Source organism: Undibacterium sp. FW305-107, from assembly GCF_058788535.1.
The window spans coordinates 205,522-223,063 of the sequence record NZ_JBYTAV010000007.1 but is presented as its reverse complement, the minus strand read 5'-3'; the positions used below and the strand labels follow the sequence as shown (position 1 = coordinate 223,063).

Genomic DNA, 17,542 nt, shown 5'->3' with positions numbered 1-17,542 from the left:
GATGACAGCACAGTCCAGCAGCACCTTGCTCGTCAAGGGCCTGCAAAAGCGCTATGGCGCGCGCCAGGTGGTGCGCGATGTTTCCCTGCTATTGAAAAGTGGCGAGGTAGTGGGTTTGCTGGGGCCGAATGGCGCAGGCAAGACCACCTCGTTTTACATGATCGTGGGCCTGGTGCCTTCCGACGCCGGGGATATCACGATTGATGACGTGAATATCTCGCAACTGCCTATCCATGAGCGTGCAGTACTGGGTCTGTCTTACCTGCCCCAGGAAGCTTCGGTATTCCGTAAACTGACGGTGGAAGACAATATCCGCGCCGTACTCGAATTGCAAAAAGACAGTGAAGGCAAATATCTCGGTGCCAAGAAAATTGAGCAAAGGCTCAATGCCCTGCTGGCAGATTTGCAGATAGAAAAGATACGTGAAAGCCAAGCACTATCACTCTCAGGTGGTGAACGCCGTCGTGTCGAAATTGCCCGCGCGCTGGCGACCAACCCACGCTTTGTCTTGCTGGATGAACCCTTTGCCGGCGTTGACCCGATTGCCGTCATCGAAATTCAACGCATTGTGCGCTTCCTCAAGGAACGCGGCATCGGTGTGCTGATCACCGACCATAATGTGCGCGAGACCCTGGGCATCTGCGATCACGCCTATATCATCAACCAGGGTGCGGTACTTGCCAGTGGCAAGCCTGACGACATCATACAAAATGAATCTGTACGTCGCGTTTATCTCGGAGAACACTTCCGGATGTGACGGGAATCATCATGAAACAAAGCCTGCAACTACGTACCTCACAACATCTGGCCCTGACGCCGCAATTGCAGCAATCAATACGATTATTGCAGTTATCGACTTTGGAATTGCATCAGGAGCTGGAGACGCTGCTGACCGATAACCCCATGCTGGAACGCGTCGATGATCCGCTCGATCACGCCGTGCGCCTGCTGGCAGACGGTGCCATCAATACCAGCAGCACCTCTGCCGATGCTGGCATGGAAGCACCCGCAGCAAGAGACGACAGCGACAAGTCTGCAGAACCTGCGGCGGCTGATGCTGAAACCGTCATCAGCAATGACAGCACCACCTCCAGTGAAGAAGACTGGGGTTTTGATGACGTGCAGCATGGCAGCAAGTCTGGCGATGATGAAGATGGCCGCCCACAACTGGGCGCAGCCCATGTCACCCTGCGTGAACACCTGCTGGAACAGATGCGCCTGAACCTGCGCGAGCCGCGTGACCGAGCCCTGGTCGAGCTGATGATAGATGCGCTTGACAGCAACGGTTACCTGACTGAAACCTTGGATGAAATACATGCCAGTTTGCCACTGGAATTGTTCGTAGAACCAGAAGAACTGGCTTTTGCCCTGAACATGCTGCAGAGCTTTGACCCTGCCGGTGTTGGTGCGCGCAGCCCTTCAGAATGCCTGGCACTGCAAATCAGGCGCTTGCCCAAGATTGCTTTTGTCACGCGCAGGCTGGCGTTGCAAATTGTTGAAACGCAACTGAGTTTATTTGCGCAAAGAGATTTCACAAAACTCAAGAAAATACTCGACTGTGATGACGAAGATTTGCGCGATGCACAAACGGTCATCCGTATGTGCAAACCCAGACCCGGCATCGCTTTTGCTGCCGATGAATCTGACTATGTTGTACCAGACGTCATCGTCAGAAAATCCGGTAACGGCTGGCAAGTCATGCTGAATCAGGATGTCATGCCCAGGCTGCGGGTAAGCAGTATGTATGCCAACATCATGAAGCAAAATCGCGGCGAGGCAGGCATGGGTGCGCAACTACAGGAAGCACGCTGGCTCATCAAGAATATGCGGCAACGCTTCGAGACCATATTGCGCGTTGCACAAGCGATAGTCGAAAGGCAACGCAATTTTTTCACGCACGGTGCTGTTGCCATGCGCCCCCTTGTTTTGCGCGAAATTGCTGATACACTAGGATTACACGAGAGCACTATCTCACGTGTAACAACCCAAAAATACATGTTGACCCCACATGGCATGTTTGAGTTGAAGTACTTTTTCGGCAGCCATGTCGCGACGGAAACAGGGGGTGAAGCATCTTCCACCGCGATACGTGCACTCATCAAGCAGCTGATAGGAGCAGAAGACCAGAAAAGCCCACTCTCTGATAGCAAAATTGCAGACATGCTGGGTGAACAGGGCATGGTAATTGCCCGACGGACAGTTGCCAAATACCGTGAAGCCCTCAAAATCCCCCCAGTGAGTTTGCGTAAATCTTTGTAAGCAGTCCTTGTAATCACGGTTTGAATTGCTATATATGATTTAGCTCAAGGCAAATAAATGCCAGGAGCTTATCGTTACAGCAAGTAACATCACTATAGGAGCACAGTATGAATCTCACCATCAGTGGACACCACGTCGAAGTAACTCCTGCAATTCGTGAATATGTACATACCAAACTAGAACGTATCAGGCGGCATTTCGACCAGGTCATTGATATCGCCGTCATCCTGACGGTGGACAAGCTCCGGGAAAAGGAAAAACGACACAAAGCCGACATTAATTTGCATATCAGCGGTAAAGATATCCACGTTGAAAGTCTGGCGCATGATCTGTATGCGGCCATTGATGCACTGGTAGACAAACTGGATCGCCAGGTCATCAAGCATAAAGATAAAATGCAAGACCATCAGCACGACGCCATCAAGCACATACCTGATCCGGCATCGGCTTCATAAGACCCCAGTCCTTACCCGAACAGGGTTGTGGACATCCAAAACAAGGACGCTAGAAAGCGTCCTTTTTGTTGGGCGAATGGTTTTGATGTTGATAATTTACATCATCATTCGCTGAATTACTCTGCGACAATCCGTACACATAATAACCGTCATTCCAGCGTGCTTTTAGCTGGAATCCAGCGGCGTTCGTTATATGCCGTGGCTCTTGTTGCAAGTGGCACTTTGACTAAAACGTTTACCCTCCGTGGATACAAGCCGGGTCTCGGCCCGGCAGCCGAAATACTTTCTTTGCGTCGCCAAAGAACGTATTCAAAGAAAGGCGACCCAGGCGTCGTCGCCCCCTGAAGGGGGGGTTCCCGTTTGTGCTGTACAAAAAATGGGAAGGCCCGAAACTCGCTTCGCTCAAACAGCGGTCCTTCTTAATCCATTTTCTGTACAGCACAAACGGCGTCGACACATGGGAACTGCTAACGTCAAAAACAACAGCAACATCAAACCCAAAGTCAAACCCAAAGTCAAACCCAACAGCAACGAGCATGCAGTCCTTACGCTATTTCCTCATAAGCATAGACACCCCGTGACGACCAAGCCTGACAAAGTTAAAATAGCAGCTTCATCCCCTACCCTGCATAGTCAACCACCATGAGCGAATTTGTACTTACCTCCGTCAAGAACAATATAGGCTACATCACCCTCGACAGACCCAAAGCATTGAACTCGCTGTCTCTCGATATGGTAAGAGCGCTGACGACGACCTTGCTGGCCTGGCAGGATGATCAGAATGTGCGTGCGGTGTTTATCCATAGCAGCAGCGAGAAGGCATTTTGTGCTGGTGGTGATATCCGTTTTTTCTATGATGTGGGTACAGCCACACCCAAAGGTGACTCAGCCTTGCTGGAAGATTTTTTCACTGAAGAATATGCCTTAAACCATTTAATTCATTTCTATCCAAAACCCTATATCGCGCTGATGAATGGCGTGGTCATGGGTGGTGGCATGGGTATTGCGCAAGCAGGTGAAGACTGTCGTTTGCGCATCGTCACGGAGCGTACCAAGATGGCGATGCCGGAAGTGAATATTGGTCTTTTCCCTGATGTGGGCGGCGGTTATTTCCTGTCGCGTACTGATGGTGAAATTGGTACTTACCTGGGATTGACTGGTGAAATCATCACCGCTGCGGATGCCATTTATGCAGGGCTGGCGGATGTCTATATTCCCACAACTGAAATACCTGCACTGATGAATTTGCTCAGTGAAAGTACGGCCACAGACTTGCATCTGGTAATACGCGATTTTGCTGCGACTTTTGCAGACCAGGCAAAACCGGACACCAGCAAACTGGCTGCACAACACGCCATCATCAACGACATTTTCGCAGGCGATAGCGTTACTGCGATCTGTGAAAAACTACAACAAGACAACAGCGACTTCGCCCAGCAGACCCTGGCCACCATGCAAAAGCGTTCACCACTACTGATGTCAGTCACACTGGAACAACTGCGCCGCAGTAAAGGCATGACAGTATCGGCCTGCCTGCGCATGGAAAGAAACATGGTACGTCATTGCTTCAAGCATGGCGAAGTGCTGGAAGGTGTGCGAGCCCTGGTGGTAGACAAAGACAATACACCACGCTGGTCACCTGCGACATTGGCTGAAGTGACGACGGAACAAGTGACAGGATTCTTTGCTGAAGCCTGGCCTGCTCATGCGCATCCTTTGCGGTATTTGGAAGCTTGAGTTGAAAGACTGACTGATCAGAGTTTGATCAATCGTATATCTAAAAATTAGATCAAGGTCGTATTGACGTTGATTTTGACTTTGGGGTTGTTTTTGACTTTCTGCAGTTCCCATGTGTCGACGCCGTTTGTGCAGTACAGAAAATGGATCAAGAAATGCCCGTGTTTGAGTGTAGCGAGTTTCGGGCATTTCCCATTTTTTGTACTGCACAAACGGGCACCCCGCAGGGGCGACGACGCTGGGTCGCATTTCTTTGAATTCTTTCTTTGGCGACGCAAAGAAAGAATTTCGGCTGCCGGGCCGAGACCCGGCTTGGTTCTACGAAGGGCAATCGCTTTAGTCAAAGTGCAATATTCAACAAACAACACGGCATACCACGAACGCCGCTAGATTCCTGCCTACGCAGGAATGACGTGAATAAGATTGCCATAAAATCCAAGGCTGAGCAGCCTGTTATGCATATCTGCAATCACTTCAACTCAAACGCCTTCTTATCCCCCTTAAACCATCCAGCCAACCCCGCAATAAACTCCTGCGCCCCATTCCTCCTCGCAGTCTTCAAACCATGACTGGCACCTGGAAATTCCACGAACTGAAAATCTTTTTCCGGATGCTTCAAAAAGTAATCCCGCAAGGCATGTCCTGATTCTATCGGCACACTCTCATCCTTCTCACCCATTGCTGCCACCATTGGAATATCCAGGCTTGCGTACACAATCAAAGGATCAGAAAACAGATGTCCAGACCAATACGCATAAGGATGTCCAAAGAACTCTTTCCTGAGATTCTTGTCATCTTTCCTGATCTCAGCATACACATGCAAAAAATAATCGCGTGAAAATGGATTGGCATAAGGTTCCACGCCGTGGTCTGCAAAGATCAAAAATTCTTCACTCTGCGGCAAACCACCACTTCCTGCGGTCGCCAGCCAGCCTATTTTATTACTGTCCCTGGCAATATAAGGAGCGACAGCTCCGCCTTCAGAAAAGCCCAAGACTGCAATAGAGCGTACAGGCATTTTTTGAAGCTCAGGCTGCAGCGCCAAGAACTTCAAATGATCTGACAATCGTTGATCGAGCTTATCTTCCGCCTGGAATTCTGCGGAGCACTTGCTGCCATCGGCATTTTTGGCAACGCCAGGTTTTTCCAGGTAATAGACATTTACCGTTCCGGGATAGCGTTCAAAAAACATGGGCAAACGAACTGCAAAATCATCGCATCCTGAACCGCTGACCAGCAATACAGGATGGCCATGTGTTGTCGCAGCCGGATCAGATAAATGATAATAGCGCCTTTGCTTGCCATCGATTTTTATGCTGTGTTCTTGCAGAACAGGTGCCGCCATCGTGGAAGCACAAAAGAGTGTGATGGAAGCCAGAACGATATGACGGATGTGCGAAGAAAAGGAATTGATGTGCATGGGAATGCTTGGTTTTCTTAAAATGAATCAAGAAAATATCACAGCCCTGCCAGCATTGCGAAAAAAATAAAAATGGGGAGCAAGCTCCCCATTCCCTGAACGTGCATAAACTTGCGTAGGCAATACTATCAGTGCTGCGCACCACCACCCAAATAAGCCGCCTTGACTGCCGGATCATTCTGCAAACTGGCCGCCGCACCATGCACGGATATCCTGCCATTTTCCAGCACATAACCATAGTCAGCCACTGCCAGTGCCGCTGCCGCAAATTGCTCCACCAGCAGCATGGTCGTGCCCTGCTCTTTCAAACGCACGATGATGCGGAAAACTTCATCGACCAGGATAGGTGCCAGGCCCATTGATGGCTCGTCCAGCAAAACCACATCGGGATTGAGCATGACAGCCCTTGCCATCGCCAGCATCTGTTGCTCACCGCCAGACAAAGTACCAGCCAGCTGGTTCTTGCGTTCTTTCAAGCGCGGGAACAATTCCATGGCTTTTTGCAGATCACTTTCTATATCGCCACGTGGCCGGCTACGGGTGAAACGCGGGAAGGCACCGAGCAAGAGATTGTCTGTCACCGACATGGTGGCAAACACACGCCTGCCTTCTGGCGAATGTGCCAGGCCTGCCCTGGCGATCTTGTGGGAATCAAGGCCAGTGACATCCTTGCCCGCCAGCGTGACCGTGCCTTCGCGCGGCTTGAGCATGCCGGAAATCGCGCGCATGGTGGTGGTCTTGCCAGCACCGTTGGAACCGATAAGGGTGACAACTTTACCCTTGGGCACTTCCATGGAAATGCCATGCAAGACTTCGACCTTGCCATAGGCTGCATGCAGATTTGAAATAGTTAACATTGCTCTCTCCTTATGCAGCTGCGACTTCAGTGGCATCAGCTACGCTGCCACCCAGATAGGCTTCAATCACTTTGGGGTCGGCCTGTACGGCTGCCGGTTTACCTTCTGCAATTTTCTGACCGAAATCCAGTACAGTCACAGTATCGCAAATCGACATGACCACATCCATATGGTGCTCGATGAGGATGATGGTGATACCGTGTTCGCGTATCTTGCGGATGATGGCGATCAGGTCTTTGATGTCAGGTGCAGTCAAACCAGCAGCAGGCTCATCCAGCAGCAACAATTGCGGATTGAGACCCAGTGCGCGGCCTATCTCCAGCAGGCGTTGTTTGCCGTAGGGCAGATTGCGCGCTTCCTCATTGGCCAGGTCAGCCAGGCCAACAAATTGCAGGATGCTGGCAGCACGTTCTCTCGCCAGCCGTTCTTCGCGCAGATAGCGTGGTGTATGCAGCATGGCGTCACCCACATTACTGCGGAAGGTACTGTGCAAGCCAACCAGGATATTTTCTGTCGCCGTCATCTCGCCAAACAACTGCACGTTCTGGAAAGTGCGCGCCACACCACCCAGGGCAATTGCCGAAGGCGTGCTGCCGGAGATGACTTTACCGGCAAATTCCACTACACCGTCAGTAGGCTGATAAATACCGGTCAGCACATTCATCATGGTACTTTTACCGGAACCGTTAGGACCGATCAAACCATGCACCGTACCTTTGTTAATTTGCAGATCAACCTGGTTCAGTGCTTTCAAGCCACCGAATTGCATGAGAATTTTTCTGCCTGTCAGCAGGACACCCATGCGGGCATCACTGGCATTGACGATGGCATTGCCAGCATTGGTCTCGGCGCTTTCTGCATTGATGATGAGATGCTGCTGACCCTTACCCAGCAAGCTGTTGACGAAGCCGACGATACCATCTTGCAGGTAGTACACGACAAACAAGGTCATCAAACCAAAGATGGTCAGACGCCAGTCGGTAATGTTTTCCAGCTTGTACGAGAACAAGGCCATGGCGACAGTCGCGCCAACTGGCACGATAAGTTCCCTGGCTGTCTTGCGTTGTTTGGCAATGGCTACGCCACCGGCAACTACGGCTATCACGGCAGCCACGGTAGCGATCTTGCGGAACAGTTCTATATCGGCAAGCAGTGACGGCAGCATGACGACGATCAGGGCACCCAGCAGTGAACCTGTGCGGGTCTTGCGCCCGCCCATGATGACTGCCAGCAGGAACATGATGGTTAGTTCAAAGTTGTAGGTATTCGGCGAGATATATTCTTCCGAATACGCATACAGGCTGCCTGCCAGGCCAGCCAGCGCAGCACTGATGACGAAGGCAATAACCTTGTACTTGTAGACTGACACACCCATGCAGTCAGAAGCAATCGGGCTGTCACGCAAGGCTTGGAAAGCCCTGCCATAGTGAGAACGCAAGATGCGGTGAACCACAATCAATGACAGCACCAGCATGATGGCAACAACATAGAAAAAACCTACCTCGCCCAGTTTTTGTCCAAAGATCACAGGCTTGGTAAGCTTGATACCCATCGGCCCTTCAGTCAGGAAACTCATTTCATTGATGAGGATCTGGATGATGGTACCAAAGGCCAGAGTTACCATGGCCAGGTAGGGGCCGGTCACGCGCAGTGCGGGCAGGGCCAGCAAGGCACCAAATACGGCAGTGACGGCGATACTGCAGGGGATGGCGACAAACACCGACATGCCGAGCTTGAACACCAGCACGCCCGTTGTATACGAGCCTATACCAAACAAACCGGCATGACCGAGTGAGACCTGGCCGGTGTAACCAACCACGATGTCCAGACCAAACAGGAGGATAGCGTAAATCAGTATGGTTTCTGCCAGATGCAGGTAATAAGGATTGTGTACGACCAGGGGCATTAACGCCAGTGCGGCTATACCCAGGATGGAAAAAACTAAAGTCTGCTTATTCATGTTCCTGCCTCACACTTTCTTGATGGCGGCTTTGCCAAACAAACCGGCAGGTTTGACGGCCAGCACCAGCAGCAACAAGACCAGGCCCGGTACTTCCTTGTAGCCAGTGGAAATGTAGAAACCGGTCAATGTTTCAGCAATCCCCAGGATCAGGCCACCAACGATGGCACCTACGCCAGAAGTCAGGCCACCGATAATGGCAACGGCAAAGGCTTTCAGGCCCAGTGCCGAACCCATGGTGGCGCCTGTCAGTGTCAATGGTGCCACCAGCACGCCTGCGAAGGCAGCAGTAGCAGATGACAAGGCATAAGAGAAGGTAATCACCATGCTGGTATTGATACCCATGAGGCCAGCAGCATCCCTGTCATTTGAGGTTGCCACCACTGCCTTGCCGTAAATCGATTTGCGGTTAAAAAATTCAACTGCCAGCATCATCGCCAGTGCGCCAAGAACCACCACGACTTGCATGGCTTGTACATTTGCGCCAAGCACCTGGAATGGTGCGGCAGACAATGGAGATGGGAAGGTCAGGTCATCCTTGCCCCAGATATTTTCTGCGACGTTTTTGAAGATGATGGCGAGTGCGATGGTGGACATGATCCAGCCAAATTCTGATTTGATCTTGATGGCTGGACGTACACCTATCCACTCCACCACCATGCCTTGCAAACCACCGAAGAGCAGGACGATAGGTATCATCACCCAATAATTCATATAAGGGCCGCCGTGCACATTGCCGACCACACTAAGGCCGACCAGGGCACCCAGCATCAGGGCTTCACCCTGACCAAAGTTGAGGGTGCCAGAAGTGGCAAATGTGAGTTGATAGCCGAACGCGATGACAGCATAAATCATCCCCAGGGCGATGCCGCTGAAGACGAGCTGAAGTAATATTTCCATTTTGTTTCACCCGTGGAATGCAGCCTGCCAAGGCTCTCCAAAACTGTTGGAGAACCTTACGGCTGTCTGTCTGAATAACAAGCTCAGCGCCACGCGGGCGGCTGAGCCAAGGGCTGGTTTAAGCTAAGGACTTGTGTGGTTGCCCGGCCTTATTTAGCCTGGACGATCTGACCAGCTTTGGCCAGGCCCATGACAGGCATGCCAGGCTTGATGGCTTCATGATCGTCATGCGTGAAAGGCTTGTTGTAGGTGGTGATCACGCCTTCCACTTTTTCATTCAGGTTTTCCAGTGCTTCACGTACTTTGACACCATCTGTACTGCCTGCCTGCTTGATGGCAGCAGCCAGCAAATAGATGGAGTCATAGCCCTGTGCAGCAGAGACTGCTGAAGGCATACGTTCGAGCTTATAAGCCTTTTGATAGGCTTCGATGAAGGCCTTGCGTTTAGGTGTATTCGGGTCCTGGATGAAGGTTTGCGGCATGGTCGCACCATCACCATTTTTGCCTGCGTTGTCGAGGAAGTTACCCATGGACAAAGTCCAGCTGCCGATGATAGGTACTTTCCAGCCCAGTTTTTCCATGCCATTGGCGATCTGTGCCAGTTCAGGGCCTATGCCATAGGTCAGCACGGCTTGCGCACCACCCTGCTTGGCTTTCAACAACTGGGCTGTCATGTCGACATCCTTGATATTGAATTTTTCTACGGCAACTGGTTTGATGCCTTTGGCGCTCAGGGTTTTTTCCAGATCTTCACGGCCCAACTGGCCATAATTGGTAGAGTCAGCCAGGATGGCGACCTTGGTAAATTTGTTTTTGACGACGGCTTCATCAACAATCATGGCGGACTGTATGGTGTCATTGGCTGCCGTACGGAAGATGTAATTATCCTTGTGTTCAGGTGCGACAAATTGCTTGGTCACCACGCTGCCTGTGGCAACATTATTGAGGACAGGGATTTTGGCTTCCTGATAGAAACGCTGGGATGCCAGCGCTACACCGGTATTGATATAACCAACCGTGGCGACCACTTTTTCTTTGTTGATAAGTTCTTGTGCTACCTGTACACCGCGCTCATTTTTTGCTTCATCATCACGCTCGATCAATTGCAATTGTCTGCCCAGCACGCCGCCTTTGGCATTGATTTCACTGACGGCAAGTTTGACGCCATCACGCATGGATACACCCATGGGGGCGGAACCGCCAGTGAAAGGACCGGCAACACCGATCTTGATAGGCTCTGCTGCATTGCTTGCAGCGGCCAGGCCAAAAATGATGGATGCAACTAGGGCTTTGACTTTGTATGACATCTTTGTCTCCTGATTTTTTATGTGAGTACTTCAAAAAATAAATTCATGAATTACCGACATAAGTTAGCAGGAAACCGGAAAAATCTCAGACTCCATTCTACTTAAGTAAAACTACGCAAACGCTTGAGGGGGCAGCTTGGCGCTATGAGCAGGAGGCCGCAAAGCCTTATGCAGCAATGGTTTTCAGCATGCAGGCAAATTTTGGAGAGGCAAAAACGCGACACGGAAATATCGCGGAAGAAACTCTTTCAAGCCTGCGATGAAAGATTTTCATGTGAACAGCAGGAGACAGGGAAATTGACAACAAAACTGCTGCAAAAAAGCTGCAGACTTTTCATGTGAATCTCATGTGATTCTATATCTCCGGCCAGGCAGACACACTGCCTGGCCGGTTTATGCCTGCTTATTTCAACAGGCTGAATACTTTACTGATGGCTTTGCTGCCGGCACCCAGAGGGTCCTGGCGGATTGCTTTTTCTTCTTCGGCGATCATCAGGAACAGGGCATCCATGGCTTTCTGGGTGACATAGCCTTCAACAGTTGCCTCTTGCTGTGACACGGCTCCAAACTTTTGCGCCTGCCCCATGATGCTATTGTATTTGGCTGACAAACCCGCCTTGTCGGTGACACCTTTGACCATAGGCAAGAATTTAGCGCTTAAAGGTGTGGAGGTTTTTTCCCTGAAAAAATCAGTGACTGAGGTTTCGCCGCCGGTCAAGATATTTTTGGCATCGGTCAAAGACATGGACTTGACGGCATTGACCAGCAAGGGTTTGGCCATGGGCACCGCAGCTTCTGCAGCGCGGTTCATGGAGACCACCAATTCATCAAGTTGCTGGCCCTTGCCTGTCATCTGCAAAATCGGACGTGCTTTTTCGAGTATCGAAGGTAACTGGATCTTGACCTTGTCATTATTCAGGAAACCGCCATCGACTCCCAGCTTGCTGACAGCAGCGGACGAGCCCTTGTCAAGCGCCGCTTTCAATCCCGTACTGGCATCCTGATTACTAAGATCAGCAAAGGAGATAGCATGCGCCGCTGCAGTGGCGAGAACCAGGCTGCTGGCAACCAGCAGACGGGCAAATAAAGTTGAGATGGATGGCATGATTTCCTCCTGATAAAGAGTTGGTATTCTATACAAAGCGCAGTCCATATCAGATGTTTGAAAGTACAAATTATGTAAATCCACGATTTGCCCGAAAAGTCCAGAGCGCATTAGTATCATGCAAGCGGCAGTTCTGCCGGAGCTAGATTTCATCCACCATATATAAGCGTCTGTGTTCACGCATGGCGTAGCGGTCTGTCATACCGGCGATGTAGTCGGCTATTTTCCTGACTTGCAAATGCTGCTGCTCTTCGCTGCCTGCCTGACTTACCTGATAATCTGGCGGCAGCAAATTTGGCTGGGCATGCAGGGCATCAAATAATTCTGTGATCGTGCGTCTGGCCTTGAAGGTCATGCGGTTGACCTGATAATGACGATACAGGTTTTCAAACAGAAACTGCTTCAGTGTCTGCGCCTCCTGGTACATGCCATCGGAAAAAGCGATCATTCTTTCCATATTGCGGACGTCATCTACTGAGCGTGGCTGGCAATCCTGGATTTTCTGCGCCGAAGTCTCAATCAAATCGACGATGAGGGTATTGATCATGCGGCGTATGGTCTCGGCGATGCCACGGCGGCCGCTGATGCCGGGATAGGTGGCATCGACGATGGCGCGATGGCGTGCGTAGATATCCACTTCCAGCATTTGTGATTCAAGTAACAGGCCGGAGCGCAAGCCATCATCGATATCATGATTATTGTAAGCAATGGAGTCCGCCAGATTGGTGACTTGTGCTTCCAGCGCAGGGCGCTTTTTATCAATGAAACGCTGCCCCACATCTCCCAGCGACCTGGCATTCGTGATGGAGCAATGTTTGAGTATGCCTTCGCGGGTTTCATACGTGAGGTTAAGGCCATCAAAAGCGCCATAGCGCTCTTCGAGCTCATCCACTACACGCAGACTCTGCAGATTATGTTCAAAGCCGCCAAAGGGCTTCATGCAGGCATTCAAGGCATCCTGACCAGCGTGACCAAAGGGGGTATGGCCGAGATCATGCGCCAGCGATATTGCTTCAACCAGATCTTCATTCAGGCGCAGGTTGCGGGCAATCGAGCGGCCTATCTGCGCTACTTCAAGGCTGTGCGTGAGGCGATTACGGAACAGGTCGCCTTCATGATTGACAAAGACCTGGGTCTTGTATTCAAGCCGGCGGAAGGCTGTGCTGTGGATGATGCGGTCACGGTCGCGCTGGTACTCGCTGCGCGAGGAAGATGATTCTTCGGTGTAACGCCGCCCTCGCGAGCTGGCAGATTGTGCTGCATAGGGAGCGAGGTGGGCGTCGGTAAACATGATTTTTAATTGGTGATACAGCTACGCAAGGTTTCCAGCAAAATCTCTTTGGGTACTGTGGTGATGTGCGCCTGTCCCAAAGGTTTTAACAAGATGAATTTGATTTTCCCACCTTCATTTTTCTTGTCGACTTCCATCAATTCCAGCCAACGCTCTTCGCCGAGATCCGGTGCTACGCCTGGCAGGCCTGCAGCTTCCACCACTTGTTTGATACGGGTCTTGGTGACGTAATCGATATAACCCAGGCGACATGACAAGTCAGCGGCCATGACCATGCCACAACCGACGGCTTCACCATGCAGCCATTTGCCATAACCCAGACCAGACTCGATGGCGTGACCAAAGGTGTGGCCGAAATTAAGGATGGCACGCAAGCCACCTTCGCGCTCATCCTGGCGGACGACATCGGCCTTGATTTCACAAGAACGCAAAATCGCATGCGTCAACGCCTTGGGGTCTTTGGCGCGCAGGGCAACCATATTGGTTTCTATCCAGTCAAAAAACACGGGATCAATGATCGCACCATGCTTGATAACCTCGGCCAGACCGGCGGAGAGTTCATTGTCGGGCAGGCTTTGCAGGCTGCCGATATCGGCTATCACCGCTTCAGGCTGGTAAAACGCGCCTATCATGTTCTTGCCCAATGGGTGATTGATACCGGTCTTGCCGCCAACGGATGAATCAACCTGGGATAATAAGGTGGTGGGAATCTGCACGAAAGGCACGCCACGCATATAGGCTGAGGCGGCAAAGCCTGTCATGTCACCAATGACACCACCACCCAGAGCCAGCAAGGTAGTTTTTCTATCGCACTTATGTTCCAGCAGGGCATCAAAGATCAGCATCAGGCTGGCCCAGTTTTTTTGCTCTTCGCCATCAGGCAATATCACGGACAATACTTCTTTGCCAGCGGCGTGCAGGGCTGCTTCCAGCTTGGCAAGATAAAGAGGGGCAACGACTGTATTGGTGACGATGACGGTTTTTTTTCCTTTGATTTTCGACTGCAGGAACTGGCTGTCGGACAGCAGGGAAGTGCCTATCGCGATGGGATAGCTGCGTTCACCCAGGTCTACATTCAGGAGCGTGGTGGTGCTGGCGGTGCTTTCTGCTGACATAGTTGTTTTACTGTTGCTGAGTAGGGCGTCAGGAATGTCGAATAACTTTTCCTGCGCTAATTTGTCCAATACGGTTTGCACCAAAAATTGTACATTGGGCCTGCCGGTCTCAATGCTGATATGGGCAACTTCCTGGTAGAGGGGGGCACGCTGGGATTCCAGCTCTTCGAGTTTTTTGCGCGGGTCTGCAGTGCGCAAAAGAGGACGGTTCTTGTCGTGGCGAGTACGCTGCAAAATGCTGTGTATACCTGCACGCAAATAAATGACAATGCCGCGTTCATGCAGATATTTACGGCTCTCTGCATTCAACACGGCACCACCACCTGTAGCTAAGACTATGTTTTCTTGCCCAGTCAGGTCACGGATCACGTCCGCTTCACGCTGTCGAAAACTTGCTTCGCCTTCAATCTCAAAAATCACGGGAATCGAGACACCTGTGCGTGCCTCAATTTCGTGATCAGAATCAATAAAACGCTTATTGAGTTTTTTTGCCAGGGCCCGGCCAACCGTGGTTTTGCCGGAGCCCATCAGGCCTACGAGAAAAATGTTCTTCAAAACTGTTTACCTGGCTTAAGACTTTTGCTGACTTTCCCTGGGCATTCATGCCCAGGGGAATATTACCAGTTCGAAGCAAATAAACAGCTATTTTGTAGAAATTTTCCGCTTCAGGCAAACCTGTCTAACCGTATTAACAGCCAGCGCCACCATTCAAGTCCTTGATAGTCATGACGCTCGTTGTTGTTACATTCAGGCTATCCTTGACTGTAACAGTCACTGCTGTATCAGCTGCCACGCAACGTGTACCTTGAGTACCCAGACTTACGTTCACGGTACGACCAGTGAAAGTCAAAGGATTCACTGGATCAGGATTGGTACCAGCAACACTGGACAACACCGTGTTATTGGTAAATACCTGGAATGGTCCATTACCGCCAGAGATGGACAAGGGGATAATGGCATTATTCGTCTCATTGATATTCCAGACAATCGGGCTCAGGAACATATTGGATACTTGTGCAACAACAGTAATATCAACACTCAATACCTTACCTTGAGCATCAGTTACAACCACTGCAGCGGTACCTGCCCTTGCCAGGAAAACCGTGATTGTACCTGCCGCGCTAAGTGTCGCACCACTGGTAATTGTTGCATTTCCAGGAACGCTTGAAACTGCCGTATATGGCGCACTACCACCATCAACCCGGATAGTTACTGTGTCACCTACATACCCATTTATCGAGGTTGGGGCAACAGACATTGCTGAGTTGGTACCAGAAATGACGCTGACATTAATTGTAATCGCTGCACCAACGCTATCAACCAGCCTTACTGTTGCTGTACCAGGTGCAACACCAGTAATTGTCAATGTACCGCCTGTAACCGATGCTGTTGCCACCCTTTGATCGCTGCTGGTAGCGGCATAAGGTGCTGTACCACCGCCGACAATGTATGTAGGCGCGGCGGCTGGCGCAATTGTCACCGTAGCAGGTGCTGAAGTATACAGCGCTACTGTGGCACCTGTACCCACACTGACAGCGATAGTCACACTGTTACCCGCAGCATCTTTAACAACGATATTGGCAGAGCCAGTCGCAAGTGCTGTAATTGTGAAACTACTACCGGTCAGGGTTGCAGTAGCAATTGCAGTATTGCTGCTGCTGACTGAGTAAGGAGCGGTACCGCCACCGATTTGATATGCAGGACTGGAACCAACTGCGATTGTCACAGCACTTGGTGCAGTAGTGAACAAGGCATTGACAGTACCAGAACCTATAGTGACAGTTACATTGATGATGGCACCAGCAGCATCACGCAATACGACTGTTGCCCGACCTGAGCCGATTCCACTCAATGTCAGACTATTTCCAGAAGCAGATGCAGTAACGACTGATGTATTGCTACTTGTTGCAGTATAAGGCGCACTTCCACCACCCAAAACATAAGTTCCGCCACCGCCTACAGTCAGAACAATATCTGTGGTGGTAGGAGCAGTAGTGTAGAACGGAGCACCAGAGCCAACTGTGACTGCAATTGTGACGATGGCACCAAGACTATCTTTAACGATGACTGATGTTGAACCAGCAGAAACACCATTGATAGTGAATTTATTTCCATTAATACCTACGCCCGCTATCTGGGTATTGCCACTGGTGACCGTGTACACCTGGCTACCACCACCGATAGTGAAGGTAGGGCTGGATGTCCCTATGCCAACCGTCAATGCAGCAGGCGCGGATGTAAACAAGGCCGCTGTCGAACCCACGGTTACCTTGATTAACACGTTACCAGATGCGGCATCACGAAGGATAACGTTCGCGGAACCAACACCAACACCAGTGATAGTCAATTTTGTGCCTGAGATACTGGCTGTTGCCACTGCGACGTTGCTGCTACCCACGCTATATGGACCGTTACCACCGCCAACCACATAGGTTACAGCGGAAGCAACACCAACGTTGATATCATTACCGGCAGTAGAAAAGAGTGCATCAACAGAACCGATAGTAACGGCGATGCTAACCAGCCCGCCAATAGAGTCACGTACTGTCACCGTTGCTTTACCTCCGCTAACGCCGACAATAATGAAACGGTTCCCAGAGAAAACTACGTCCGCAATCTGATTATTGCTGGAGCCAACGGTATATACAAGGCTACCACCACCTATCGTATATTCAGCCGATTGAGCGCCAACAGCTACGGTCACTGCGTCTGGCGCATTGGTGAACAATGCCAGACCACTACCAACAGTCACCTCTATAGTTACAGAAGCACCCGCCGCATCTTTTACCGTTACGACTGCCAGACCGCCGCCGCCGCCCTTGATCGTCAAGGTCTTGTCAGAGACTGTCACAATCGCAGCACCATTACTGCTGTTTGCAGAGTAACCAGGAACACCTCCACCGATAGTGTAGGTTTGCGTAGCACCCGGGGCTATGGTTATTTTGTCTGCAGCTGTCGTGAACAACTTGGCACCATTACTGGTATTGCCAGCTGAACCGCCGCCGCCGCCGCAAGCCGTCAGGCCTATCAGTAAGATCAGTGCGAATAAACCGCGTATATACTTCATCATGAAACACCTATATTTTTTACGAATTCAGAAAATCGGTTTGCCATTCAATGACATGCATCTCAAGCC

Annotated in this window: 13 protein-coding genes; 4 read left to right on the top strand and 9 right to left on the bottom strand. The window is 50.8% G+C overall.

Going from position 1 to position 17,542, the window contains the following annotated elements; all coding sequences use genetic code 11:
• Position 1: 1 nt before the first annotated feature.
• The 4 genes from lptB to AC3WQT_RS17055 all read left to right on the top strand — a co-directional run bounded on the left by lptB (position 2) and on the right by AC3WQT_RS17055 (position 4,451).
• The gene (lptB, locus tag AC3WQT_RS17070) at positions 2-757 is read left to right on the top strand and encodes an LPS export ABC transporter ATP-binding protein (RefSeq protein WP_162039597.1); all 756 of its coding nucleotides are present in this window, start codon (positions 2-4) and stop codon (positions 755-757) included.
• 11 nt (positions 758-768) lie between these two features.
• Positions 769-2,259, top strand: coding sequence for an RNA polymerase factor sigma-54 (locus tag AC3WQT_RS17065; protein ID WP_492705393.1), 1,491 nt, complete (start codon positions 769-771; stop codon positions 2,257-2,259).
• 107 nt (positions 2,260-2,366) lie between these two features.
• A complete protein-coding gene (hpf, locus tag AC3WQT_RS17060) occupies positions 2,367-2,714 on the top strand; it encodes a ribosome hibernation-promoting factor, HPF/YfiA family (RefSeq protein ID WP_422948895.1) in 348 nt (115 codons plus the stop codon).
• A gap of 642 nt (positions 2,715-3,356) precedes the next feature.
• Entirely contained in the window at positions 3,357-4,451 is a 1,095-nt protein-coding gene (locus tag AC3WQT_RS17055; protein ID WP_492705392.1) for an enoyl-CoA hydratase/isomerase family protein, read from the top strand.
• 469 nt (positions 4,452-4,920) lie between these two features.
• Here the strand turns inward: AC3WQT_RS17055 and AC3WQT_RS17050 are convergent, their stop codons facing one another.
• The 9 genes from AC3WQT_RS17050 to AC3WQT_RS17010 all read right to left on the bottom strand — a co-directional run bounded on the left by AC3WQT_RS17050 (position 4,921) and on the right by AC3WQT_RS17010 (position 17,476).
• Positions 4,921-5,643, bottom strand: a complete 723-nt coding sequence (locus tag AC3WQT_RS17050) for an alpha/beta hydrolase family protein (protein ID WP_492705391.1) — start codon at positions 5,641-5,643, stop codon at positions 4,921-4,923.
• Between the two features lie 356 nt (positions 5,644-5,999).
• On the bottom strand, positions 6,000-6,728 hold the full coding sequence (locus AC3WQT_RS17045; protein ID WP_492705390.1) for an ABC transporter ATP-binding protein: 729 nt from the start codon (positions 6,726-6,728) through the stop codon (positions 6,000-6,002).
• A 10-nt stretch (positions 6,729-6,738) separates the two neighbouring features.
• Positions 6,739-8,688 (bottom strand): branched-chain amino acid ABC transporter ATP-binding protein/permease, encoded by a 1,950-nt coding sequence (locus tag AC3WQT_RS17040; protein WP_492705388.1) that lies wholly within the window; start codon positions 8,686-8,688, stop codon positions 6,739-6,741.
• A 9-nt stretch (positions 8,689-8,697) separates the two neighbouring features.
• A complete protein-coding gene (locus AC3WQT_RS17035) occupies positions 8,698-9,588 on the bottom strand; it encodes a branched-chain amino acid ABC transporter permease (RefSeq protein WP_186953159.1) in 891 nt (296 codons plus the stop codon).
• Between the two features lie 149 nt (positions 9,589-9,737).
• Positions 9,738-10,895 carry an ABC transporter substrate-binding protein gene (locus AC3WQT_RS17030; protein ID WP_492705386.1) on the bottom strand — a complete coding sequence of 386 codons (1,158 nt, stop codon included), beginning with the start codon at positions 10,893-10,895 and terminating at the stop codon, positions 9,738-9,740.
• Between the two features lie 403 nt (positions 10,896-11,298).
• Positions 11,299-12,000: a DUF4197 domain-containing protein gene (locus AC3WQT_RS17025; protein WP_492705384.1), complete on the bottom strand. Its 702-nt coding sequence runs from the start codon at positions 11,998-12,000 to the stop codon at positions 11,299-11,301.
• Positions 12,001-12,142: 142 nt separating this feature from the next.
• Complete coding sequence (locus AC3WQT_RS17020) at positions 12,143-13,291, bottom strand: deoxyguanosinetriphosphate triphosphohydrolase (protein ID WP_492705383.1); 1,149 nt, start codon at positions 13,289-13,291, stop codon at positions 12,143-12,145.
• A 5-nt stretch (positions 13,292-13,296) separates the two neighbouring features.
• Positions 13,297-14,934, bottom strand: a complete 1,638-nt coding sequence (gene aroKB / locus AC3WQT_RS17015) for a bifunctional shikimate kinase/3-dehydroquinate synthase AroKB (RefSeq protein WP_492705642.1) — start codon at positions 14,932-14,934, stop codon at positions 13,297-13,299.
• Between the two features lie 160 nt (positions 14,935-15,094).
• On the bottom strand, positions 15,095-17,476 hold the full coding sequence (locus AC3WQT_RS17010; protein ID WP_492705381.1) for a beta strand repeat-containing protein: 2,382 nt from the start codon (positions 17,474-17,476) through the stop codon (positions 15,095-15,097).
• Positions 17,477-17,542: the final 66 nt, after the last annotated feature.